This is a genomic window from Streptomyces sp. Xyl84 (assembly GCF_059731885.1).
On the sequence record NZ_AP029182.1, the window covers coordinates 5,720,961 to 5,743,742 of the forward strand.

Annotated in this window: 16 protein-coding genes and 3 rRNA genes; 13 read left to right on the top strand and 6 right to left on the bottom strand. The window is 68.4% G+C overall.

Translation table 11 applies throughout. The features are described from left to right. The first annotated feature begins 447 nt into the window (after positions 1-447). Entirely contained in the window at positions 448-2,976 is a 2,529-nt protein-coding gene (locus tag AC6I72_RS24800) for an ABC transporter ATP-binding protein/permease (RefSeq protein ID WP_498003377.1), read from the top strand. 145 nt (positions 2,977-3,121) lie between these two features. Here the strand turns inward: AC6I72_RS24800 and AC6I72_RS24805 are convergent, their stop codons facing one another. Beyond that, entirely contained in the window at positions 3,122-3,859 is a 738-nt protein-coding gene (locus AC6I72_RS24805; RefSeq protein WP_498003378.1) for a transglycosylase SLT domain-containing protein, read from the bottom strand. Positions 3,860-4,617: 758 nt separating this feature from the next. On the opposite strand from AC6I72_RS24805, the gene AC6I72_RS24810 reads away from it, so the two are divergent. The 3 genes from AC6I72_RS24810 to chpE all read left to right on the top strand — a co-directional run bounded on the left by AC6I72_RS24810 (position 4,618) and on the right by chpE (position 6,821). Beyond that, complete coding sequence (locus AC6I72_RS24810) at positions 4,618-5,763, top strand: GAF domain-containing sensor histidine kinase (protein ID WP_498003379.1); 1,146 nt, start codon at positions 4,618-4,620, stop codon at positions 5,761-5,763. Continuing rightward, complete coding sequence (locus tag AC6I72_RS24815) at positions 5,756-6,397, top strand: response regulator (protein WP_498003380.1); 642 nt, start codon at positions 5,756-5,758, stop codon at positions 6,395-6,397. The genes AC6I72_RS24810 and AC6I72_RS24815 overlap by 8 nt, the downstream gene beginning before the upstream one ends. 178 nt (positions 6,398-6,575) lie before the next feature. After that, the gene (gene chpE, locus AC6I72_RS24820; protein ID WP_037862057.1) at positions 6,576-6,821 is read left to right on the top strand and encodes a chaplin ChpE; all 246 of its coding nucleotides are present in this window, start codon (positions 6,576-6,578) and stop codon (positions 6,819-6,821) included. Positions 6,822-7,072: 251 nt separating this feature from the next. Here chpE and AC6I72_RS24825 read toward each other — a convergent pair whose 3' ends face one another. Further along, positions 7,073-7,861: an Rv1486c family protein gene (locus AC6I72_RS24825; RefSeq protein ID WP_498003381.1), complete on the bottom strand. Its 789-nt coding sequence runs from the start codon at positions 7,859-7,861 to the stop codon at positions 7,073-7,075. Between the two features lie 150 nt (positions 7,862-8,011). Here AC6I72_RS24825 and AC6I72_RS24830 point away from each other — a divergent pair, with 150 nt between their 5' ends. The 3 genes from AC6I72_RS24830 to AC6I72_RS24840 all read left to right on the top strand — a co-directional run bounded on the left by AC6I72_RS24830 (position 8,012) and on the right by AC6I72_RS24840 (position 10,528). Next, positions 8,012-8,809, top strand: coding sequence for an ABC transporter ATP-binding protein (locus tag AC6I72_RS24830; protein ID WP_037862054.1), 798 nt, complete (start codon positions 8,012-8,014; stop codon positions 8,807-8,809). Positions 8,810-8,974: 165 nt separating this feature from the next. After that, a complete protein-coding gene (locus AC6I72_RS24835) occupies positions 8,975-9,406 on the top strand; it encodes an NfeD family protein (protein WP_498003382.1) in 432 nt (143 codons plus the stop codon). 129 nt (positions 9,407-9,535) lie between these two features. Beyond that, positions 9,536-10,528, top strand: coding sequence for an SPFH domain-containing protein (locus tag AC6I72_RS24840; protein WP_037862052.1), 993 nt, complete (start codon positions 9,536-9,538; stop codon positions 10,526-10,528). Between the two features lie 113 nt (positions 10,529-10,641). Here the strand turns inward: AC6I72_RS24840 and AC6I72_RS24845 are convergent, their stop codons facing one another. The 3 genes from AC6I72_RS24845 to AC6I72_RS24855 form a co-directional block, all read right to left on the bottom strand. Further along, positions 10,642-11,148, bottom strand: a complete 507-nt coding sequence (locus AC6I72_RS24845) for an HNH endonuclease (RefSeq protein ID WP_366728112.1) — start codon at positions 11,146-11,148, stop codon at positions 10,642-10,644. Positions 11,149-11,312: 164 nt separating this feature from the next. After that, the gene (locus AC6I72_RS24850) at positions 11,313-11,852 is read right to left on the bottom strand and encodes a YbhB/YbcL family Raf kinase inhibitor-like protein (RefSeq protein ID WP_498003383.1); all 540 of its coding nucleotides are present in this window, start codon (positions 11,850-11,852) and stop codon (positions 11,313-11,315) included. A 51-nt stretch (positions 11,853-11,903) separates the two neighbouring features. Next, positions 11,904-12,686, bottom strand: a complete 783-nt coding sequence (locus tag AC6I72_RS24855; RefSeq protein ID WP_037862047.1) for a sporulation protein — start codon at positions 12,684-12,686, stop codon at positions 11,904-11,906. 139 nt (positions 12,687-12,825) lie between these two features. On the opposite strand from AC6I72_RS24855, the gene AC6I72_RS24860 reads away from it, so the two are divergent. The 6 genes from AC6I72_RS24860 to AC6I72_RS24885 all read left to right on the top strand — a co-directional run bounded on the left by AC6I72_RS24860 (position 12,826) and on the right by AC6I72_RS24885 (position 21,404). Then, complete coding sequence (locus tag AC6I72_RS24860) at positions 12,826-13,476, top strand: DNA-3-methyladenine glycosylase (RefSeq protein WP_498003384.1); 651 nt, start codon at positions 12,826-12,828, stop codon at positions 13,474-13,476. A 616-nt stretch (positions 13,477-14,092) separates the two neighbouring features. Further along, a 16S ribosomal RNA gene (locus AC6I72_RS24865) occupies positions 14,093-15,617 on the top strand. Positions 15,618-15,929: 312 nt separating this feature from the next. Next, positions 15,930-19,049, top strand: a 23S ribosomal RNA gene (locus AC6I72_RS24870). Between the two features lie 105 nt (positions 19,050-19,154). Continuing rightward, a 5S ribosomal RNA gene (rrf, locus tag AC6I72_RS24875) occupies positions 19,155-19,271 on the top strand. Together the 16S, 23S and 5S rRNA genes form the textbook arrangement of a ribosomal RNA operon. 175 nt (positions 19,272-19,446) lie before the next feature. Continuing rightward, positions 19,447-20,712: a hypothetical protein gene (locus AC6I72_RS24880; protein WP_498004880.1), complete on the top strand. Its 1,266-nt coding sequence runs from the start codon at positions 19,447-19,449 to the stop codon at positions 20,710-20,712. After that, on the top strand, positions 20,604-21,404 hold the full coding sequence (locus AC6I72_RS24885) for a tetratricopeptide repeat protein (protein WP_498004814.1): 801 nt from the start codon (positions 20,604-20,606) through the stop codon (positions 21,402-21,404). Before AC6I72_RS24880 ends, AC6I72_RS24885 begins: the two co-directional genes overlap by 109 nt. Positions 21,405-21,479: 75 nt before the next feature. Here AC6I72_RS24885 and AC6I72_RS24890 read toward each other — a convergent pair whose 3' ends face one another. After that, a complete protein-coding gene (locus AC6I72_RS24890) occupies positions 21,480-22,775 on the bottom strand; it encodes a DUF1015 domain-containing protein (RefSeq protein WP_498003385.1) in 1,296 nt (431 codons plus the stop codon). Positions 22,776-22,782 lie beyond the last annotated feature (7 nt).

Consider the following 22,782-nt stretch of genomic DNA (forward strand, 5'->3'; position numbering starts at 1 on the left):
CCTGGCGGACAGCGAACAGCCGGTGACGTCCAGGTGGCCGGCGGGTACCGGACCGACCACCCCCGCGCCGGGCTCCGCCGCATCCGACCGGGCCGGTCGCCCCCCGGTCGCGCCCGGCCGCACTGGCGCGATCTCGACGGCGGGGCGCGCCTCGGCGTCCCTTCCGGCGGGCCGCGCATGCGGCGTGGGACGCGGTGACCGCGCCTACGGCACCGCGTGCCGTCGCCGCGAGGGTCCGCCATGTGTCCTCCTCGGGGCGGAATACCACTCTCCGGCCGGGTTTCGACCCCCCGGGTACCGTCCGCCGGGGGTGCGCGTTACGCACTCATGACAAGGCCCGGCTTTCGGTCAGAGGGCGGAGCCTGGAATAGTTCCCCACGATGTTCGACATCCCTAGACTCCCCGCACTACGGGGGCAATTCGGGGGACAACTCAGTGGGGCTTGGAGTGCCGGAACTCGTACTGGAAACCAATGGACGGACCTGGACGCTCGATCCGTCCAGGGCCTACACCCTCGGCCGTGATCCGCAGGGTGACATCGCATTCGACGACGCCAGGGTCTCCTGGCGCCACGCCACGGTCAGCCACAACGGCCGCAGTTGGGTGATCGAGGACCACGGCAGCACCAACGGCACGTTCGTGCGGGGGCAGCGGATCCAGCAGGTGGAGATCGGCCCCGGCTCGGCCGTTCACCTCGGCAACGCCACGGACGGCCCGTGCCTGAACCTCGCGGCCGCCGCCGCGGCCGTCGCGACACCGCAGGCCCAGCCGCAGCAGCCCTACGCCGCCCAGGGCGCGGGGGCCGGCTGGGGCGATCAGCGGGCGCCGCAGCCGGCCGTGCCGGGCGACCCGCAGGCCGGCTGGCAGCAGCAGCCGCAGGCCCAGCAGGCGCCCTCGATCCCGCAGCAGCAGGGCCCCGGTGGTGGCGCGGGGGCGCCGCCGGTGCACGGCGACCGCAGCCCGACCACGTTCCACCAGTTCTCCCTGGGCCGCGTGATGCGCATCGGCCGCGCCCTGGAGAACGACCTGGTCGTCTCCGACCTCCAGGTCTCCCGCAACCACGCCGAGTTCCACTCCATGCCCGACGGCCGCATGGAGATCCGTGACCTGGGCTCGCACAACGGCACCTACGTCAACGGTCAGCCGATCACCAAGGGCGGCTCGGCCACGCTCGGTCCCGCCGACATCGTCGGCGTCGGCCACTCGACGTTCCGGATCGTCGGCGACCGCCTGGAGGAGTTCGTCGACACCGGTGAGGTGTCCTTCTCCGCCCGGCACCTGACCGTCACGGTCGACGGCGGCAAGCAGATCCTCAAGGACGTCTCCTTCGGCGTCCCGGAGAAGTCGCTGATCGCGGTCATCGGTCCGTCCGGTTCCGGCAAGTCCACCCTGCTCAAGGCGCTCACGGGCTACCGCCCGGCCGACCAGGGCGAGGTCCTCTACGACAACCGGAACCTGTACAAGCAGTTCGCCGAGCTGCGTCAGCGCATCGGTCTGGTCCCGCAGGACGACATCCTGCACAAGGAGCTGACCGTCAAGAAGGCCCTGAAGTACGCGGCCAAGCTGCGCTTCCCCTCCGACACCACGGGCGCCGAGCGCGACGCCCGCATCGACGAGGTGCTGCGCGAGCTGAAGCTCGACATCCACAAGGACAAGAAGGTCACCTCGCTCTCCGGCGGCCAGCGCAAGCGCGTCTCGGTCGCCCTTGAGCTGCTCACCAAGCCGTCGCTGATCTTCCTGGACGAGCCGACCTCCGGCCTCGACCCGGGCATGGACCGCGATGTGATGACGCTGCTGCGCGGCCTCGCCGACGACGGCCGCACCGTCCTGGTGGTCACCCACTCGGTGGCCGAGCTGGGGATCTGCGACAAGCTCCTGGTGATGGCGCCGGGCGGCAGCGTCGCCTACTTCGGCCCGCCCGAGGAGGCGCTGAACTTCTTCGGCTACGAGAGCTGGGCCGACGTCTTCTCCGCCTTCGAGAACTACCGCGACTACGACTGGGCGGGCCGCTGGAAGGGCTCGCAGCACTACCAGATGTACGCCGCGGACATCGACGCGGTCGCCCCGCAGTCGGTGAGCATGCCGCCGCCGCAGGCCATCAAGCCGCCCAAGCCGCAGGGCTGGGGCTCGCAGCTGCTGACCCTGATCCGGCGGTACGTGTCCGTCATCGCCTCCGACAGGGGTTTCCTCGCGCTGACGGTGATCCTCCCGGCGGTGCTCGGCGCGGTCAGCCTGCTCATCGACCACGACAAGGGGCTGCTGGTCAACCCGGTCAACTCCAGGACGCACCTGCCGACCCCGAACGGCACGGCGACCACCGTCCTGCTGATCCTGGCGGTCGGCGCCTGCTTCGCGGGCGCGGCGAACTCCGTCCGCGAGCTGATCAAGGAACGGGTGATCTACGAGCGGGAGCGCGCCACCGGCCTGTCCCGGTCGGCGTACCTGATGTCCAAGGTCGTGGTGCTCGGTGTGGTCACCGTGCTGCAGGGCCTGCTGGTGGGCCTGATCGGCTTCTCCAGCCGCGAGATCCCCGGCAAGGGCCTGATCCTCGGCAACGCGACGCTGTTCGAGCTGTGCCTGCCGATCATGGCGCTGGGCTTCACCTCGATGATGTTCGGCCTGGTGATCTCCTCGCTGGTGAAGACCGCCGAGAAGACCATGCCGCTGCTGGTGATGTTCGCGATCATCCAGGTCGTCTTCACCGGATGCCTCTTCACGCTGCACGGCACGCTCGGCGTCAACGAGTTCTCGTACCTGATGCCGTCGCGCTGGGCGGTGGCCGGGGCAGGAGCCACGCTGGACTTCAACAACATCGCCCCGAACAAGGACGACCCGACCAGCACCGACCCGCTGTGGGACCACACGGTCTCGGCCTGGAGCCTCGACATGGCCGCGCTGATCGCCCTCGGTGTCGTCTGCGGCTTCCTGGTGGCGCGCTTCCTGCGCCGCCACGAGCCCGAGGTCATGCGCAAGTGACGCGCTCCGCGTGACGCGCGCCGCGGCGCGCGGGCGGTGGACACGGACCGCGCGGCGAGCGGCGGAGAGCGGCGAAGGGCGGCACCCCACACCGGGTGCCGCCCTTCCGCGTCCGCCGTCAGAGGTCCGCGCCGACCCCTCGGGGTCAGTACGCGCTGTTGACGTTGTCGATCGAGCCGTAGCGGTGGGCCGCGTAGTTGGCCGCGGCGGTGATGTTGGCGACCGGGTCGTAGATGTTCGCCGAGGTGCCGGGCACGTGGTACGTGTTGAAGGTCGGCTGGATGACCTGCAGCAGGCCCTTGGAGGGGATGCCGTTGCGGGCGTTGATGTCCCAGCCGTTCATGGCCATCGGGTTGCCCGAGGACTCCCGCATGATGTTGCGGTGCAGGCCGCTGTAGGAGCCGGGGATGTTGTGCTGCCTCATGATCGCCAGCGACTGCCGGATCCAGCCGTCGAGGTTGTTGCCGTAGCTGGTGGCGGCGGCGACCGTCTGCATCTGCGGGCGCGCGGTGGAGCGCGAGGCGGCCTTCCCGGCCTGGCGGGCGGCCTCGGCCTTGTGCCGGGCGGCGGCTTCCGCCTTGTGCTCGGCGGCGGCCTGGGCCTTGTGCTTGGCCGCGGCCTGCTTCTTGGCCTCGATGGCCTGGATCTTGACGCTGCTGCCGGCGAGCTGGTCGGTGACGCCGGCCTTGACGTCCTTGACCGGCTGCGACCCGAACTGCACCGGGGCCGCGACGGCGTCGGCGGACGTCGTGGTGTGGGCACCGCCGGGGGCGGCGGTGAAGGCGAGGGCGGCGGCACCGAGGGTGGCGGCACCGGCGACGGCGGCCTTGTGGGTGCGGGTCAGGGCACGACTATGGCGGAGCAGACGGAAGTTTGCGGGCATGGCGAAATGGACCTCTTCGAGTAGCGCGGAGGTCGCTCTCCGGACTGCGGGAGGGGGTCCTTCCCACACGAACGCCGTGGGCGGAAACCCGCGGCGTTGAGCGACGAGAGCAATTCTTAGCGGCCGCAAAATCCGAGGGCAAAGGTGTGACGTACGAAGCCAGGTAGTGGATCAGGAACCGACAAAACGGGACAGACGGGGATGTCTGTCCCGTTCACCAGGGGATCGGTCTCTCCTATGCCCCTTCGTACGTGATGTGCGCCCTATGCGCGTCCTCACACCGGCGGAACGGCTTCCTCACGTTTGGTTGCCATCGCAACGCACTGTGTGAGGGCTCTCCTCCGGAAGGACGAGGTACGCGTCGCCGCACTCCTGCCCAAGGGGGTGCCCGCCCTGCACCTCCTCATGACTGCGGGGGTCCGCCGCCCGCCCCCCTCCTCAGCACCCGCGAGGCCGGCGCCCTCGGGCGGACCGGCCGGCAGCCCGCCCACGCCCCGCACGGCGCACCCCGCACCTCCTCCTCCGGCGCCCCCCGCTCCGACGCGCCGGCCCCTTCCTCTGCCCCGCCTCGGCCCGTCCGGGACCGTCCTCCTGGTCCTGCCGCTGCGCGCGACCCGGCCGGGGCTGTCCTCCTGCCCCTTCCGCCGCCCCCGCCCCCGGCCCGGCCGGGCCCCGTCCCCAGACCTACGACCCGCGGCCCAGGAAGGGCCTCCACAGGTCCGATCCCGCTGTCGCACCCCGCCGGTACCGTGAGCAGCATGAGTCAAGGCCCCCGGTCCGGCCTCGCCGCGGTGAGTTCCGCGCTGCTGGCCATGAGCAGGCACCTGGAGGTGCGCGACGTCCTCAAGACGATCGTCGCCTCCGCCCGTGAGCTGCTCGACGCGCAGTACGCCGCGCTCGGCGTCCCCGACGACCACGGCGGCTTCGCCCAGTTCGTGGTCGACGGTGTCAGCGAGGAACAGTGGCGTGCCATCGGCCCGCTCCCGCGCCAGCACGGCATCCTCGCCGCGATGCTCCACGAGGCGCGCGCCGAGCGCCTGGCCGACGTGCGCAAGGACCCCCGCTTCGAGGGCTGGCCGGCCGCCCACCCGGAGATGTCCGACTTCCTCGGGCTGCCCATCCGTGACGGCGACGAGGTCATCGGAGCCCTCTTCCTGGCCAACAAACGCTGCGACAAACCCGAGGGCGGCTACGGCTTCACCGAGGAGGACGAGGAACTGCTCGCCATCCTCGCCCAGCACGCCGCCATCGCCCTGACCAACGCCCGCCTCTACGAGCGCAGCCGCGAACTGACCATCGCCGAGGAGCGCTCCCGTCTCGCCCACGAACTGCACGACGCGGTCAGCCAGAAGCTGTTCTCGCTGCGCCTGACCGCCCAGGCCGCCGCCGCCCTGGTCGACCGCGACCCGGTCCGCGCCAAGGGCGAGCTGCAGCAGGTGGCCGTGCTCGCCGCCGAGGCCGCCGACGAACTGCGGGCCGCCGTCGTCGAGCTGCGCCCGGCCGCCCTCGACGAGGACGGACTGGTCGCCACCCTGCGAACCCAGGTCCAGGTACTGGACCGCGCCCACAGCGCGCGCGTCACCTTCACCGCCCGCGGCTTCCGCGCGCTGCCCGCCGCCCAGGAGGAGGCCATGCTGCGCGTCGCCCAGGAGGCCTTGCACAACGCGCTGCGGCACTCCGGCGCCGGACACGTCGACGTCACCCTCGACCGCCGCGGCAAGGGCGCGGTCCTGCGCGTCGCGGACGACGGCAGGGGCTTCGACCCGAGGACGGTGCGCCGCGCGGGCCGCCACCTCGGGCTGGTCTCCATGCGGGACCGGGCCGACGGCGCCGGCGGCACGCTGACCGTGGAATCGGCGCCCGGCAAGGGCACCACGATCGAGATGGAGGCCCCTGGTGGCTGACGCAATCAAGGTGCTGGTCGTCGACGACCACCAGGTGGTCCGCCGGGGCCTGCGCACCTTCCTGGAGGTGCAGGACGACATCGAGGTCGTCGGCGAGGCGGCGGACGGCGCCGAGGGCGTCGACCGGGCCGAGGAACTGAGACCCGACGTCGTCCTCATGGACGTCAAGATGCCCGTGATGGACGGCGTCGACGCGCTGCGCCGGCTGCGCGAACTCGGCAACCGTGCGCGCGTGCTCATCGTCACCAGCTTCACCGAGCAGCGCACGGTGGTACCGGCCCTGCGCGCGGGCGCCGCCGGGTACGTCTACAAGGACGTGGACCCCGACGCGCTCGCCGGTGCCATCCGCTCGGTGCACGCCGGCCACATCCTGCTCCAGCCGGAGGTCGCCGGTGCCCTGCTGTCCCAGGAGGAGACCCACTCCGGCCAGGGCCGCGGGACCTCCCTCACCGACCGGGAGCGGGAGGTGCTGGGCCTGATAGCGGACGGCCGGTCCAACCGGGAGATCGCCCGCGCCCTCGTCCTGTCCGAGAAGACCGTCAAGACCCACGTGTCGAACATCCTGATGAAGCTCGACCTGGCGGACCGCACCCAGGCCGCGCTGTGGGCCGTACGCCATGGCGTGACCGGCTGAGACGCCCCCTCGGCACACCTGCGAGTCACCCCGCCCGGCAATACGGAGCGTTCCCTTCCGGACTGAGATTCATACCGTCGTGGGAATGTCCCCCGGATGGCGCAACCTCCGCGGCCCCCGGCCGTTCTCCAGTGCGTGCTGCGGCGACTGCCGTGGCGATCACCAGGAGGACTCAAGCGTGAAGAACCTGAAGAAGGCAGCGGCTGTGACGATGGTGGCCGGCGGGCTCGTGGCCGCCGGTGCCGGAATGGCCTCCGCCCATGACGGCGCCGCGGCCGCCGGTGCGGCCAAGGCCTCCCCGGGCGTCGTCTCGGGCAACGTCATCCAGGCCCCGATCCACATCCCGGTCAACGCCGTCGGCAACAGTGTCAACGTCATCGGCGTGCTGAACCCGGCCTTCGGCAACCTCGGCCTCAACCACTGAGACCGGCGCGTCACCACTGATGCCCACGGCCTCCCGGGTCCGCCCCGGGAGGCCGGTCGCCGTTGCGGGACCCCTGCGGCAGGGCCGCAGAGCCGGAAGGGCCGAAGGGGCCGGTGAAGGCCACACGGGCCGGCGCAGTCAGTCCGTCCCGCGTTCGAGGACGTGACCGCTCAGCCCGACAGCGGGGCGTGGGGGGAGTACAGCACACCCCCGAAGCCCGCACCCGCGCGGGAACGGACCGCCGTCCCCCCTCACCGCATCCCCTTCTCCCGCTCCTCCACCACGGAGTTGTACGCAGCCACCTGCGCCCGCCGGGCCGTCCGCTCCACCGGCCGCAGCGCGGACCCCCGCGCGGCCATCTCGGAGGCGCTCACCGCACCCCCGTGCCCGTTCCCGTACGCCAGCGACACCAGCAGTCCGACCCGCTGCGCCAGCTCGAGCACCCGCACCGCCCGCGGCGGATACCCCGGCGCCAGCACCTCCCTGCCGCGCTCGGCCCGTGCCCGGTACGCGTCGATCGCCGCCTCCGCCACCGGCCCCGACGCGGCCACGTCCAGCCGCGACAGCACCTCCGTCGCCTCCCGCAGCGCCTCGGCCAGCTCCCGCTCGGCCTCGCCCAGCGACGGCACGTCCGCGGGCGGCGCCTCCCGCACCGGCAGCACGTGCCACACCACCTCGGCGTGCACATCACCCGCGGGCCCGGCCTCGTGCACCTCGGGCACCAGCCCGAACGCGGCCCCGTGACAGATGACCGCCTCCCCGGCCTCCAGCGCCCGCGCGTTGAACTCCGGCGGACCGCTCAGCCCCAGCGGATGCCCCGGCGCCGGCAGCGCCACCCGGAGGGCACCCACCCCCAGGGAGCGCAGCCGCCCCAGCGCGAGCGTGAGCCCGACCGGCCCCGCCTCGCCGGGCAGTCCCGCCACCCGGTGGACGGCGTCCTCGCCCACCACGGCGAGCACGGCGTCATCCGGAGAGACAAGTCCGGCAAGAAGGGCATTTCCCCAAGCTGCGAGGCGTCCAGAACGCGGTTCCGAGAGCATGCGTCCACCCTAAGGACCGGACCGATGGAACAGCCCGCCCGGCCGGTGGCGTAGATTCGGTGGGGGCTGCGCCCACCAGCGCGGCGGACCGAGCCACAGGCGTACGCCAGCCGAGACCGGCGGCACACTGCAAGGGGAGACAACGCGCTCATGAGCGATGTTCTGGAGCTTCAGGACGTATCCGTGGTCCGCGAGGACCGGGCTCTGGTGGACCAGGTCTCCTGGTCGGTCAAGGAGGGCGAGCGCTGGGTCATCCTCGGCCCGAACGGCGCCGGCAAGACCACCCTCCTCAACGTCGCCTCCAGCTACCTCTACCCCAGCAAGGGCACCGCCACCATCCTCGGCGAGACCCTCGGCAAGCCCGGCACCGACGTCTTCGAACTGCGCCCCCGCATCGGCATGGCGGGCATCGCCATGGCTGAGAAGCTCCCCAAGCGCCAGACCGTCCTGCAGACCGTGCTGACCGCCGCGTACGGCATGACCGCCGGCTGGCAGGAGGAGTACGAGGACGTCGACGAGCAGCGCGCCCGCGCCTTCCTCGACCGCCTCGGCATGACCGAGTACCTCGACCGCCGCTTCGGCACCCTCTCCGAAGGCGAGCGCAAGCGCACCCTCATCGCCCGCGCCCTCATGACCGACCCCGAACTGCTGCTCCTGGACGAGCCCGCCGCCGGCCTCGACCTCGGCGGCCGCGAGGACCTCGTCCGCCGCCTCGGCCGGCTGGCCCGCGACCCGATCGCCCCCTCCATGATCATGGTGACCCACCATGTCGAGGAGATCGCGCCCGGCTTCACCCACGTCCTGATGATCAACCAGGGCAAGGTGCTCGCAGCGGGCCCCCTGGAGCTGGAGCTGACCTCCCGCAACCTCTCCCGCTGCTTCGGACTCCCGCTCGTCGTCGAGCAGGTCGGCGACCGCTGGACCGCCCAGGGCCTCCCGCTGACCTGACGTCCGCCCGCCCCGGCCCTCCGCCCGCGCCCACGCGTCACGCGCCCCCTTCCCCCAACGGCCGCCGCCCCGGCGCCGGTTGCCGACCGTCTCCCGGGACCCCCGCTCTGAGCCGCCCCCCGTGCGCCCTGTCCGCCGGCCGACCCGCGGACCTACCATGACCATGTGAACGACATCGACGCATGGGTGTGGTGGCTCGTCGGCGCGGCTGCGCTCGGAATCCCGCTCGTGGTGACCGCGATGCCGGAGTTCGGCATGCTCGCGGTCGGCGCCGTCGCCGCCGCGGTCACCGCCGGCTTCGGCCTGGGAACCGTCGTCCAGGTCATCGTCTTCCTCGCCGTCTCCGTCGCCCTCATCGCCGTCGTACGCCCCATCGCGGCCCGGCACAGCAGGCAGAGCCCGCGCCTGGCCACCGGCATCGAGGCGCTGAAAGGCCGGCAAGCCGTCGTCCTCGAACGCGTCGACGGCTCCGGCGGCCGCATCAAGCTCGCCGGGGAGATCTGGTCCGCCCGGGCACTGGACACCGACCGCGTCTACGAGGCGGGTGCCGCAGTCGACGTGGTCGACATCGAAGGAGCCACCGCCGTCGTCATGTGACCTGCACCGAACACCCCACGAGGCGGACGACGGTCTGTCAGACTCGACCAGCAAGATCTTCAACAGCCGCAAGAGCCCAATAAGATCTTCCGAAAGCGCCGAGGCGGAGAAGGGGACAGGGAGCCGTCGATGGAACCGGTCATCATCGTCCTGATCATTCTGGTGGTGTTGGTCTTCATCGCCCTGATCAAGACCATCCAGGTCATCCCGCAGGCCAGTGCGGCCATCGTGGAGCGCTTCGGGCGCTACACGCGCACGCTCAACGCGGGCCTCAACATCGTCGTCCCGTTCATCGACACCATCCGCAACCGCATCGACCTGCGCGAACAGGTCGTGCCGTTCCCCCCGCAGCCGGTGATCACCCAGGACAACCTGGTCGTCAACATCGACACCGTCATCTACTACCAGGTGACCGACGCCCGGGCCGCCACCTACGAGGTCGCCAGCTACATCCAGGCCATCGAGCAGCTCACCGTCACCACCCTGCGCAACATCATCGGCGGCATGGACCTGGAGCGCACCCTCACCTCCCGCGAGGAGATCAACGCGGCCCTGCGCGGCGTCCTCGACGAGGCCACCGGCAAGTGGGGCATCCGCGTCAACCGCGTGGAACTGAAGGCCATCGAGCCGCCCACCTCCATCCAGGACTCGATGGAGAAGCAGATGCGCGCCGACCGTGACAAGCGCGCCGCCATCCTCCAGGCCGAAGGTGTCCGCCAGTCCGAGATCCTGCGCGCCGAGGGCGAGAAGCAGTCCCAGATCCTGCGCGCCGAAGGTGAGGCCAAGGCCGCCGCGCTGCGCGCCGAGGGCGAGGCCCAGGCCGTCCGCACGGTCTTCGAGGCCATCCACGCCGGCGACCCGGACCAGAAGCTGCTCTCCTACCAGTACCTCCAGATGCTCCCCAAGATCGCCGAAGGCGACGCCAACAAGCTCTGGATCGTCCCCAGCGAGATCGGCGACGCCCTCAAGGGCCTGTCCGGAGCCATGGGCAACTTCGGCTCCCTGGGCGGCAATTCGGGCGGCGGCAACGGAGGCGGCAACGGCGGAGGCAACACCGTGCCCGCCCAGAACGACGGCAGGAACAGCCCCTCGGAACGCCGCGAGAAGCCCTTCATCGACTGACCGGGGCACCAGGGAAGCGACGTTCCCCGCCCCCCCCAGGGGGCGGGGAACCGGGCGGCCGGCCACGGACACCCCACGAGGCCGGCGCACGGCGACACTCCCGCGGCGAGGCGTCAGGCGGCCTCCCGGCCCAACCACTCGGGCAGCGCCGCGAGTTCGTCCGCACCCAGCGCGAACAGCATCGCGTCCGCCGGTGTCGGCTCGAACGGCGCCCGCAGCAACGGCATCCCCGCCTCCTCCGGAGTCCGGTCGGCCTTGCGGTGGTTGTCCTCCGCGCACGAGGCCACCGTGTTCAGCCAGGTGTCCTGCCCGCCGTGCGAGCGCGGCACCACGTGGTCCACGGTCGTCGCCCGCCGCCCGCAGTACGCGCACCGGTGCCGGTCCCGTACCAGCACGCCCCGCCTCGACCACGGCGCTTGTCTTCGGAACGGCACCCGCACGTACCGGCACAGCCGGATCACCCGGGGCGCCGGGATGTCCACCTCGGCTCCCCGCATACGCAGTTCGGGGTGGGCCTGCTCGACGACGGCCTTGTCCTGCAGCACCAGCACGACGGCTCGGTTCAGCGTCACCGTCGACAGCGGCTCGAAGCTCGCGTTCAGCACCAGCGTGTCCCGCATCCGGCCCACCTCCCGTGTGCACCTGCCCACCCCCCGGCGGGCCCGGACCAACTCTGGACGGGCGCGCCGGGATGGACAACGCAATAAAAATGCCCGCCTCCGATCACTTCCAAGACCAGAGGCGGGCAAACGTTCGGTGAACGTGGAAACGCGCGGCGGGCGGCTCAGCCCTGGGCCGGCACCTCGTACTCACCGATCAGCTGGGCCCGGCCCAGCGTGTGGAACCGCAGGTTGAAGCCGACCACGGCCGGGGAGGCGTCCGCGTCCGGCCCGAGCTTCTCCTGATCGACGGCGTACACCGTGAAGACGTACCGGTGCGGCCCGTCACCCGGCGGCGGCGCCGCGCCCCCGAAGTCCTTCGTGCCGTAGTCGTTGCGCGCGTGCACGGCACCCTCGGGCAGGCCCTCGAACTTCCCGCCGCCGGCACCCGCCGGCAGTTCCGTCACCGAGGCCGGGATGTCGAACAGCACCCAGTGCCAGAACCCGCTGCCCGTAGGGGCGTCCGGGTCGTAGCAGGTCACGGCGAAGCTCTTGGTCCCGGGCGGGAATCCCTCCCAGCGCAGCTGCGGAGAGGTGTTCCCCGCCGCCTGGACCTGGGCGTCCTTGAGCGTCGCCCCCTCCCGGACGTCGTCGCTCGTGACCGTGAACGACGGCACGGGCGGGTGGAAGTCGTGGGGGAGCGGCCGCCGCTTGAGCTCGGTCACCTCGGTACCTCCTGATCGTTCCTGTTGTCGCCCCCGAGCCTAGGACAGGTCCTAGAACCAGCTGCGCTTGCTGCCGACCTCGGCGATCCACTGGTGGAGGTACGCCGCCCAGTCGGTCTGCTGGTAGTCGTGCAGACCGACCTGGAACGAGCGGTAGGTGTCGCTGCCCTCGCTGAACAGACCGGGCTTCTTGTCCATCTCCAGCACCACGTCCATCGCGTGCTCGTCGGCCACGAAACTCAGCTCGACCTCGTTCAGACCCCGGTACTCCGAGGGCGGGTAGAACTCGATCTCCTGGTAGAACGGCAGCCGCTGCCGCGTCCCGCGGATGTGACCGCGCTCCATGTCCGCGTGCTTGAAGCGGAAGCCCAGCTGGATGAACGCGTCCAGGATCGCCTTCTGCGCCGGCATCGGGTGCACGTTGATCGGGTCGAGGTCACCGGAGTCCACCGCGCGGGCGATCGCCAGCTCCGTGGTCACCCCGATGTGCATGCCCCGCAGGGACTGCCCGTCGATCATCGTGACCGGCGTCTCCCACGGGATCTCCAGCCCGAACGGCACCGCGTGCACCGCGCCGGCCTGCAGCTCGAAGGCCCCGCCGAGCCGCACCTTGGTGAACTCGATGTCCTGCTTGTACTCCTCGTCGCCGCTCTCCACCTCGACCTTGGCCTGGAGCCCGACCGACAGCCCCTCGATCGCCTGGTTCACGGATCCGCCCTGGATCCGCACCTCGCCCTGCACGACCCCGCCCGGCACGACGTTGACCTCGTGCAGTTCGGTCTCGACGGACGCCCCGCCCGCTCCAAGGCTCGCGAGCAGCTTCCTGAACGCCATGTCTCTCCCTCTACGGTGTGGATCCCTGATCCCTACTTACGCGATCCGGCCCGGACCGGTTCCGCGTCCACACCCTGGCAAGCGGAGGGATCCTTGACCAGCCCTTGACATCCACCCGTCTGGACTACGCTCGGAAGCCATGATCGCGCCCTCGGACCGTACGCCACTGCCCAGAGACTTCTTCGACCGTCCCGTCCTCGACGTCGCCCCGGACCTCCTGGGGCGGATCCTCGTCCGGACGACCCCCGACGGTCCGATCGCGCTGCGCCTCACCGAGGTCGAGGCCTACGACGGCCCGAACGACCCGGGATCCCACGCCTACCGCGGCCGCACGGCCCGCAACGCGGTGATGTTCGGTCCTCCCGGACACGTGTACGTCTACTTCACCTACGGCATGTGGCACTGCATGAACCTGGTCTGCGGACCGGAGGGCCGGGCCAGCGGGGTCCTGCTCCGGGCCGGCGAGATCGTCGAAGGAGCCGAGTTGGCGCGCACCCGCAGGCCGGCGGCGCGCAACGACAAGGAACTGGCCAAGGGCCCGGCCCGGCTGGCCACGGCCCTGGGCGTCGACCGCGCCCTGGACGGCACCGACGCCTGCGCCGCGGGCGACACCCCGATCCGCATCCTGACCGGGGCCCCGGTCTCCTCCGGCCAGCTGCGCAACGGCCCGCGCACCGGCGTCGCCGGTGAGGGCGGCAACGGCGACGTCCACCCCTGGCGTTACTGGGTCGCCGACGACCCGACGGTCAGCCCGTACCGCGCCCACGTGCCCAAGAAGCGCCGAAGTTGACTCGTCCCCGCAAGGTGCGTAATGTATCCCGAGCCGCTGAACCGGGTACGGCGATCGCCTGCAGCCGGAGCGGCCAACCCACTCTCTAGCTACCACCCCTTCGTCGGGGTCGATTGTGGCGTGCTCGCACGTCCGAATTCGAACCCGCGGAGCCCGATTATGAATCGGACTGGGAATCGGCTAGCGTAGTGAATGTCGAAAGGCCGACGAGCGAAAGCCCGAAAGCCTGAGACGAGCCCCCCGACCGGGAATCGGATCGAAAAAGGATCTGATAGAGTCGGAACTGCCGGAAAGAGAAACGCGAAGCGAAAGCGGAGCGGGACCTGGAAAGCACCGAGGAAATCGGATCGGAAAGATCTGATAGAGTCGGAAACGCAAGACCGAAGGGAAGCGCCCGGAGGAAAGCCCGAGAGGGTGAGTACAAAGGAAGCGTCCGTTCCTTGAGAACTCAACAGCGTGCCAAAAGTCAACGCCAGATATGTTGATACCCCGTCCGTCGGAATCATCCGATGGTCGAGGTTCCTTTGAAAAAACACAGCGAGGACGCTGTGAACCGGGAGAACATTCCTTCTCCTGGTTCCGCTCTCGTGGTGTTGCACCGGATTACCGGTAAACATTCACGGAGAGTTTGATCCTGGCTCAGGACGAACGCTGGCGGCGTGCTTAACACATGCAAGTCGAACGATGAACCACTTCGGTGGGGATTAGTGGCGAACGGGTGAGTAACACGTGGGCAATCTGCCCTGCACTCTGGGACAAGCCCTGGAAACGGGGTCTAATACCGGATATGAGTCTCCAAGGCATCTTGGAGGCTGTAAAGCTCCGGCGGTGCAGGATGAGCCCGCGGCCTATCAGCTTGTTGGTGAGGTAACGGCTCACCAAGGCGACGACGGGTAGCCGGCCTGAGAGGGCGACCGGCCACACTGGGACTGAGACACGGCCCAGACTCCTACGGGAGGCAGCAGTGGGGAATATTGCACAATGGGCGAAAGCCTGATGCAGCGACGCCGCGTGAGGGATGACGGCCTTCGGGTTGTAAACCTCTTTCAGCAGGGAAGAAGCGAAAGTGACGGTACCTGCAGAAGAAGCGCCGGCTAACTACGTGCCAGCAGCCGCGGTAATACGTAGGGCGCAAGCGTTGTCCGGAATTATTGGGCGTAAAGAGCTCGTAGGCGGCTTGTCACGTCGGTTGTGAAAGCCCGGGGCTTAACCCCGGGTCTGCAGTCGATACGGGCAGGCTAGAGTTCGGTAGGGGAGATCGGAATTCCTGGTGTAGCGGTGAAATGCGCAGATATCAGGAGGAACACCGGTGGCGAAGGCGGATCTCTGGGCCGATACTGACGCTGAGGAGCGAAAGCGTGGGGAGCGAACAGGATTAGATACCCTGGTAGTCCACGCCGTAAACGGTGGGCACTAGGTGTGGGCGACATTCCACGTCGTCCGTGCCGCAGCTAACGCATTAAGTGCCCCGCCTGGGGAGTACGGCCGCAAGGCTAAAACTCAAAGGAATTGACGGGGGCCCGCACAAGCGGCGGAGCATGTGGCTTAATTCGACGCAACGCGAAGAACCTTACCAAGGCTTGACATACACCGGAAAACCCTGGAGACAGGGTCCCCCTTGTGGTCGGTGTACAGGTGGTGCATGGCTGTCGTCAGCTCGTGTCGTGAGATGTTGGGTTAAGTCCCGCAACGAGCGCAACCCTTGTCCCGTGTTGCCAGCAGGCCCTTGTGGTGCTGGGGACTCACGGGAGACCGCCGGGGTCAACTCGGAGGAAGGTGGGGACGACGTCAAGTCATCATGCCCCTTATGTCTTGGGCTGCACACGTGCTACAATGGCCGGTACAATGAGCTGCGATACCGTGAGGTGGAGCGAATCTCAAAAAGCCGGTCTCAGTTCGGATTGGGGTCTGCAACTCGACCCCATGAAGTCGGAGTCGCTAGTAATCGCAGATCAGCATTGCTGCGGTGAATACGTTCCCGGGCCTTGTACACACCGCCCGTCACGTCACGAAAGTCGGTAACACCCGAAGCCGGTGGCCCAACCCCTTGTGGGAGGGAGCTGTCGAAGGTGGGACTGGCGATTGGGACGAAGTCGTAACAAGGTAGCCGTACCGGAAGGTGCGGCTGGATCACCTCCTTTCTAAGGAGCACTTCTAGGCCGCTTCGGCGGTCCAGGGGCCAGTACATCAGCGAATGTCTGATGCTGGTTGCTCATGGGTGGAACGTTGACTACTCGGCACGGTCCAGGATGGGCCAGGCGCTAGTACTGCTCTTCGGAGTGTGGAACGCTGATCTGGACGGCTGGTCGTGTCGGGCACGCTGTTGGGTGTCTGAGGGTGCGAGCGTTGCTCGTCCTTCGGGATGCCGGCCCCAGTGCACTCGGGATGTTGTTCCCGGGGTGATGGGTGGTTGGTCGTTGTTTGAGAACTGCACAGTGGACGCGAGCATCTGTGGCCAAGTTTTTAAGGGCGCACGGTGGATGCCTTGGCACCAGGAACCGATGAAGGACGTGGGAGGCCACGATAGTCCCCGGGGAGTCGTCAACCAGGCTTTGATCCGGGGGTTTCCGAATGGGGAAACCCGGCAGTCGTCATGGGCTGTCACCCGCTGCTGAACACATAGGCAGTGTGGAGGGAACGCGGGGAAGTGAAACATCTCAGTACCCGCAGGAAGAGAAAACAACCGTGATTCCGGGAGTAGTGGCGAGCGAAACCGGATGAGGCCAAACCGTATGCGTGTGAGACCCGGCAGGGGTTGCGTATACGGGGTTGTGGGATCTCTCTTCTGTCGTCTGCCGGCGACAGGACGAGTCAGAAACCGTTGATGTAGGCGAAGGACATGCGAAAGGTCCGGCGTAGAGGGTAAGACCCCCGTAGTCGAAACGTCAGCGGCTCGTTTGAGAGACACCCAAGTAGCACGGGGCCCGAGAAATCCCGTGTGAATCTGGCGGGACCACCCGCTAAGCCTAAATATTCCCTGGTGACCGATAGCGGATAGTACCGTGAGGGAATGGTGAAAAGTACCCCGGGAGGGGAGTGAAATAGTACCTGAAACCGTGTGCCTACAAGCCGTGGGAGCGTCGGAATGTGCTTGCACATTCTCGTGACTGCGTGCCTTTTGAAGAATGAGCCTGCGAGTTTGCGGTGTGTTGCGAGGTTAACCCGGGTGGGGTAGCCGTAGCGAAAGCGAGTCCGAACAGGGCGTTTCAGTAGCACGCTCAAGACCCGAAGCGGAGTGATCTAGCCATGGGCAGGTTGAAGCGGAGGTAAGACTTCGTGGAGGACCGAACCCACCAGGGTTGAAAACCTGGGGGATGACCTGTGGTTAGGGGTGAAAGGCCAATCAAACTCCGTGATAGCTGGTTCTCCCCGAAATGCATTTAGGTGCAGCGTCGTGTGTTTCTTGCCGGAGGTAGAGCACTGGATAGGCGATGGGCCCTACCGGGTTACTGACCTTAGCCAAACTCCGAATGCCGGTAAGTGAGAGCGCGGCAGTGAGACTGTGGGGGATAAGCTCCATGGTCGAGAGGGAAACAGCCCAGAGCATCGACTAAGGCCCCTAAGCGTACGCTAAGTGGGAAAGGATGTGGAGTCGCAGAGACAACCAGGAGGTTGGCTTAGAAGCAGCCACCCTTGAAAGAGTGCGTAATAGCTCACTGGTCTAGTGATTCCGCGCCGACAATGTAGCGGGGCTCAAGCGTACCGCCGAAGTCGTGTCATTGCAGCATATACGCCCAACGGCGGCTGTGATGGGTAGGGGAGCGTCGTCTGCCGGGTGAAGCAGCACCGGAAGGTAGTTGTGGACGGTTGACGAGTGAGAATGCAGGCATGAGTAGCGATTCACACGTGAGAAACGTGTGCGCCGATTGACTAAGGGTTCCTGGGTCAAGCTGATCTGCCCAGGGTAAGTCGGGACCTAAGGCGAGGCCGACAGGCGTAGTCGATGGATAACCGGTTGATATTCCGGTACCCGCTGTGAAGCGTCAAACATCGAGCATCGTGATGCTAAGGCCGTGAAGCCGCCCTGATCTCTTCGGAGTTGAGGGGAGTGGTGGAGCCGCCGGCCCAAGCGGTTAGTAGGTGAGTGATGGGGTGACGCAGGAAGGTAGTCCATCCCGGGCGGTGGTTGTCCCGGGGTAAGGGTGTAGGCCGTGCGATAGGTAAATCCGTCGCACTTGTGGCTGAGACCTGATGCCGAGCCGATTGTGGTGAAGTGGATGATCCTATGCTGTCGAGAAAAGCCTCTAGCGAGTTTCATGGCGGCCCGTACCCTAAACCGACTCAGGTGGTCAGGTAGAGAATACCGAGGCGTTCGGGTGAACTATGGTTAAGGAACTCGGCAAAATGCCCCCGTAACTTCGGGAGAAGGGGGGCCACGCTCGGTGATCGGATTTACTCCGTGAGCTGGGGGTGGCCGCAGAGACCAGCGAGAAGCGACTGTTTACTAAAAACACAGGTCCGTGCGAAGCCGTAAGGCGATGTATACGGACTGACGCCTGCCCGGTGCTGGAACGTTAAGGGGACCGGTTAGCTCCATTTCGGTGGGGCGAAGCTGAGAACTTAAGCGCCAGTAAACGGCGGTGGTAACTATAACCATCCTAAGGTAGCGAAATTCCTTGTCGGGTAAGTTCCGACCTGCACGAATGGCGTAACGACTTCTCGACTGTCTCAACCATAGGCCCGGTGAAATTGCACTACGAGTAAAGATGCTCGTTTCGCGCAGCAGGACGGAAAGACCCCGGGACCTTTACTACAGTTTGATATTGGTGTTCGGTTCGGCTTGTGTAGGATAGCTGGGAGACTTTGAAGCATGCACGCCAGTGTGTGTGGAGTCGTCGTTGAAATACCAGTCTGGTCGTGCTGGATGTCTAACCTGGGTCCGTGATCCGGATCAGGGACAGTGTCTGATGGGTAGTTTAACTGGGGCGGTTGCCTCCTAAAGGGTAACGGAGGCGCCCAAAGGTTCCCTCAGCCTGGTTGGCAATCAGGTGTTGAGTGTAAGTGCACAAGGGAGCTTGACTGTGAGACCGACGGGTCGAGCAGGGACGAAAGTCGGGACTAGTGATCCGGCGGTGGCTTGTGGAAGCGCCGTCGCTCAACGGATAAAAGGTACCCCGGGGATAACAGGCTGATCTTCCCCAAGAGTCCATATCGACGGGATGGTTTGGCACCTCGATGTCGGCTCGTCGCATCCTGGGGCTGGAGTCGGTCCCAAGGGTTGGGCTGTTCGCCCATTAAAGCGGTACGCGAGCTGGGTTTAGAACGTCGTGAGACAGTTCGGTCCCTATCCGCTGTGCGCGTAGGAGTCTTGAGAAGGGCTGTCCCTAGTACGAGAGGACCGGGACGGACGAACCTCTGGTGTGCCAGTTGTTCTGCCAAGGGCATGGCTGGTTGGCTACGTTCGGGAGGGATAACCGCTGAAAGCATCTAAGCGGGAAGCCTGCTTCGAGATGAGGACTCCCACCCACTTGATGGGGTAAGGCTCCCAGTAGACGACTGGGTTGATAGGCCGGATCTGGAAGCACGGTAACGTGTGGAGGTGACCGGTACTAATAGGCCGAGGGCTTGTCCTCAGTTGCTCGCGTCCACTGTGTTAGTTCTGAGGCAACGAACAGTTGCCGGCTTTGAGCTGAACTCACAATTAAAGAGTGTGCTTGTTCGCTCGAAACCATGAGGGTTTCGGTGGTCATAGCGTGAGGGAAACGCCCGGTTACATTCCGAACCCGGAAGCTAAGCCTTACAGCGCCGATGGTACTGCAGGGGGGACCCTGTGGGAGAGTAGGACACCGCCGAACAATATTTGGAGGACCCCTGGTCCCAGCGTTCAGCTGGGACCAGGGGTCCTTTCGTTTTTTCACCGAACACAGCTTGCAGCGCGCCGGGTACCCGGCTGCGCGAGAATGACTTTGCGGTACAGCAGACAGGAGTCCCCGATGTCCACCAACTCTCCCGACGAGCGTCCGGAGCGCGATGAGCGCCGCCGGGACGTTGGTGACCGCGGCGAACGCGGTGACCGAGGCGGCTACCGCGGCGGCCCGCGCCGCGGCAACGACCGTGCGGGATACGGCCGTCGCGACGACGAGCGCGGCGGAGGCTACGGCGGTCGCCGCGACGACCGCCGTGGTCCCGAGCGCAGCGACCGGAACGACCGCGGTGACCGTGGTGGTTTCCGCCGGGACGATCGTCGTGATGACCGTCGTGACGATCGCAGGGACGACCGGCGCGAGGGTGACCGCGGTGGCTACGGCGCTCGCCGTGACGACCGTCGTGACGGTGACCGTGGTGGCTTCCGCCGCGAGGGCGACCGCCCCACCTATCGCCGTGACGACCGCCGTGACGACCGCCGTGACGACCGGCGTGACGACCGGCGTGACGCCCCGCGCGAGGGCCGCCGTGACGACCGTCGGGATGACCGGCGGGACGTTCGGCGGGAGGGTGACCGCGGTGGCTACGGCGCTCGCCGCGACGACCGTCGCGACGGCGATCGTGGCGGCTACGGCCGGCGCGACGACGACCGTGGTGGTTACGGCGGTCGCCGTGACGACCGCGGCGGGTACGGCGGGTACGGGCGCCGCGACGACCGCTCCGAGCGTCCCGACCGTGGTGGTTTCCGCCGGGACGATCGTCGTGATGACCGTCGTGACGATCGCAGGGACGACCGGCGCGAGGGTGACCGCGGTGGTTACGGCGCTCGCCGCGACGACCGTCGTGACGGTGACCGTGGCGGCTTCCGCCGCGAGGGCGACCGCCCCACCTATCGCCGCGACGACCGGCGCGATGACCGGCGTGACGACCGTCGCGATGACCGTAGTGGCTTCCGCCGTGACGGCGACCGCCCGTCCTACCGCCGCGACGACCGCAGGGACGACCGTCGCGACGACAGCCGCGGCGAGCGCGGGGACCGCGGTGGCTTCCGTGGACGCGACGACCGTGGTGGTCGTGGCCCCCGCCGTGACGACCGAGGCGACCGTGGTGGCCGGCCCGGCGGTTTCCGCCGTGACGGCGACCGCCCGTCCTACCGCCGTGACGACCGTCGCGACGACCGCAGGGACGACCGGCGTGACGACCGCCGGGGCGGCGGCCGGTTCCGCGACGAGCGTGACCGGGACCGCGAGCCGATCAAGCGGCTGCCGATCCCGCAGGAGGTCACCGGCGAGGAGATCGACAAGGACGTACGGCAGGAACTCCAGAGCCTGCCCAAGACGCTCGCCGAGGACGTCGCCCGCAACCTGGTGATGGTGGCCCGGCTCATCGACGAGGACCCCGAGGCCGCGTACGGCTACTCCAGGGTCGCCCTTCGGCTGGCGTCCCGCGTCGCCGCCGTACGGGAGGCGGCCGGGTTCGCCGCGTACGCCAGCCAGAAGTACAGCGAGGCGCTCGCGGAGTTCCGTGCCGCCCGCCGGATGACCGGCAACGTGGAGCTGTGGCCCGTCATGGCCGACTGCGAGCGCGGGCTCGGCCGGCCGGAGAAGGCGCTGGACATGGCCGGTGCTCCCGAGGTGCACAAGCTCGACAAGGCGGGGCAGGTGGAGATGCGCCTCGTCGCGGCCGGCGCCCGGCGCGACATGGGGCAGCTGGACGCGGCCATCGTGACGCTGCAGAGCCCCGAGCTGGCCTCCCACTCCGTCCAGCCGTGGACCGCCCGCCTGCGGTACGCCTACGCCGACGCGCTGCTCGCCGCCGGCCGTGAGGCCGAGGCGCGGGAATGGTTCGCCAAGGCCGTCGAGGCCGACCGGGACGGCAGCACCGACGCGTCGGACCGCCTGGCCGAGCTGGACGGTGTGGAGTTCACCGACGCACTCGACGAGAGCGGTGCGGACGCCGAGTCCGCGGGCGCCTCGCGGGAGAGCGGTGCGGCCGAGGACGAGGCCCCGGGCGAAGCCAAGGCCCCGGCAACGGACGAGGACGAGGGCAAGGACGAGGACTGAGTCCAGTCGCGGGAGACTAGGGGCGGGCCCCGATCGGAAGCGATCGGGGCCCGCCCCTCGTCGTATCCCCGTGTCTCACAGGTCCAGCGCCCGCAGCACCAGTCCGGACGCGGGCTTGGGCCCGAACGACGTCGACTTGCGGGGCATCGTGACGCCCTGACGTGCCAGCTCGCGCACCACGTCCTCGCGCACCGGGTGCAGCAGGACGGCGGTCCCGCCGTCGCGCTCCGCCTTGGCCACGGTGGCGGCGGTGTCGTGGATGTAGGCGATCCGGGTGGGGTCGTCCTCCGGGATGTGCCAGACGTGCTCCAGGAGCGCGGCGTGCAGGACCGTCGCGTCGAGCGTGCGCCAGGCCGCCGGCCGGTCGGCGGGGACCGTACGGGCCAGGAGGCCGGGGGCGGGGCGGTCCACGAGGTGGAAGGAGCCGTCGCCGGCCAGCAGGAAGGCGTTGCCCGCACAGGCGGCGTCCGCCAGGGTCTCCAGCGCGTCGGGCAGCCGCAGACCGTCCAGGCAGCGTACCCGGAACAGGCCGTCCAGCGCCGACAGCGCGTCCGCGACCGGGAACCCGTGCAGCAGCCGGTGGATGGCGCGGACCCGCAGGGGGTAGCGGGCGGTGTCGACGAGGAGGACGAGACCGTAGTCCCAGGCGCTGGGGGAGGGGTGTTCGGCGCGCAGGCGCCGGTAGGTCGCCCAGCGGTGGTGGCCGTCGGCGATCAGGGCCTGGTGCTGGGACAGGTCCTCCCGGATCCCGGCCAGGTCGGCGGGGTCGGTGACGGCCCACAGACGGTGGCTGAAGCCGTCCTCGGTGGTCGTGCACAGCAGCGGCGGCTGTTCGGCGGTGCGTTCGACGGCCACGGTCGTCGCGGCCGTCGAGCCGTTGCCGCGGTAGGTGAGCAGCAGCGGTTCGAGGTTGGCGCTGGTCGCGCGCATCAGGGCGGCGCGGTCGGCGACGACGTGCGGCATCACGTCCTCGTGCGGCAGCACCACGCCCTCGGCCGGGTCCGACACCCGCAGCGCGCCGATCAGGCCGCGTTGCAGCATGCCGTCGCCGTCCCGCTGCTCGTACACGTACAGGCCCGGCTCCGGGTCGGCGGTCAGGACGCCCTCCGCGAGCCAGCGGCGCAGGGTGTCGGCCGCCTGGTCGTTGCGGGCGGTGGGCGTGCCGGCCTGGGGCAGGATCAGGCGGACGATGTTGTGGGGGTCGGCGGACTGGAGGTGGTGCAGGCCGTCGGGGCGGACGACGACGTCGTACGGAGGGGATGTCACCGCGGCCAGACTGCCGACCCGGTCGGGGTCGTAGCGAAGGCCTCGGAACGGGGTGAGGTCGAGGCCGCGGCGCGGAGTTGCCGACGAGTGACCTGCTGTGTTCATCCCGGCA

Bases quoted from the DNA above. Each gene is read 5' to 3' on its own strand.
- AC6I72_RS24805 (WP_498003378.1), bottom strand. From the start codon at position 3,859: ATGCCCGCAAACTTCCGTCTGCTCCGCCATAGTCGTGCCCTGACCCGC.
- AC6I72_RS24810 (WP_498003379.1), top strand. From the start codon at position 4,618: ATGAGTCAAGGCCCCCGGTCCGGCCTCGCCGCGGTGAGTTCCGCGCTG.
- AC6I72_RS24825 (WP_498003381.1), bottom strand. From the start codon at position 7,861: ATGCTCTCGGAACCGCGTTCTGGACGCCTCGCAGCTTGGGGAAATGCC.
- AC6I72_RS24830 (WP_037862054.1), top strand. From the start codon at position 8,012: ATGAGCGATGTTCTGGAGCTTCAGGACGTATCCGTGGTCCGCGAGGAC.
- AC6I72_RS24840 (WP_037862052.1), top strand. From the start codon at position 9,536: ATGGAACCGGTCATCATCGTCCTGATCATTCTGGTGGTGTTGGTCTTC.
- AC6I72_RS24845 (WP_366728112.1), bottom strand. From the start codon at position 11,148: ATGCGGGACACGCTGGTGCTGAACGCGAGCTTCGAGCCGCTGTCGACG.
- AC6I72_RS24855 (WP_037862047.1), bottom strand. From the start codon at position 12,686: ATGGCGTTCAGGAAGCTGCTCGCGAGCCTTGGAGCGGGCGGGGCGTCC.
- AC6I72_RS24860 (WP_498003384.1), top strand. From the start codon at position 12,826: ATGATCGCGCCCTCGGACCGTACGCCACTGCCCAGAGACTTCTTCGAC.
- AC6I72_RS24880 (WP_498004880.1), top strand. From the start codon at position 19,447: ATGAGCGCCGCCGGGACGTTGGTGACCGCGGCGAACGCGGTGACCGAG.
- AC6I72_RS24890 (WP_498003385.1), bottom strand. From the start codon at position 22,775: ATGAACACAGCAGGTCACTCGTCGGCAACTCCGCGCCGCGGCCTCGAC.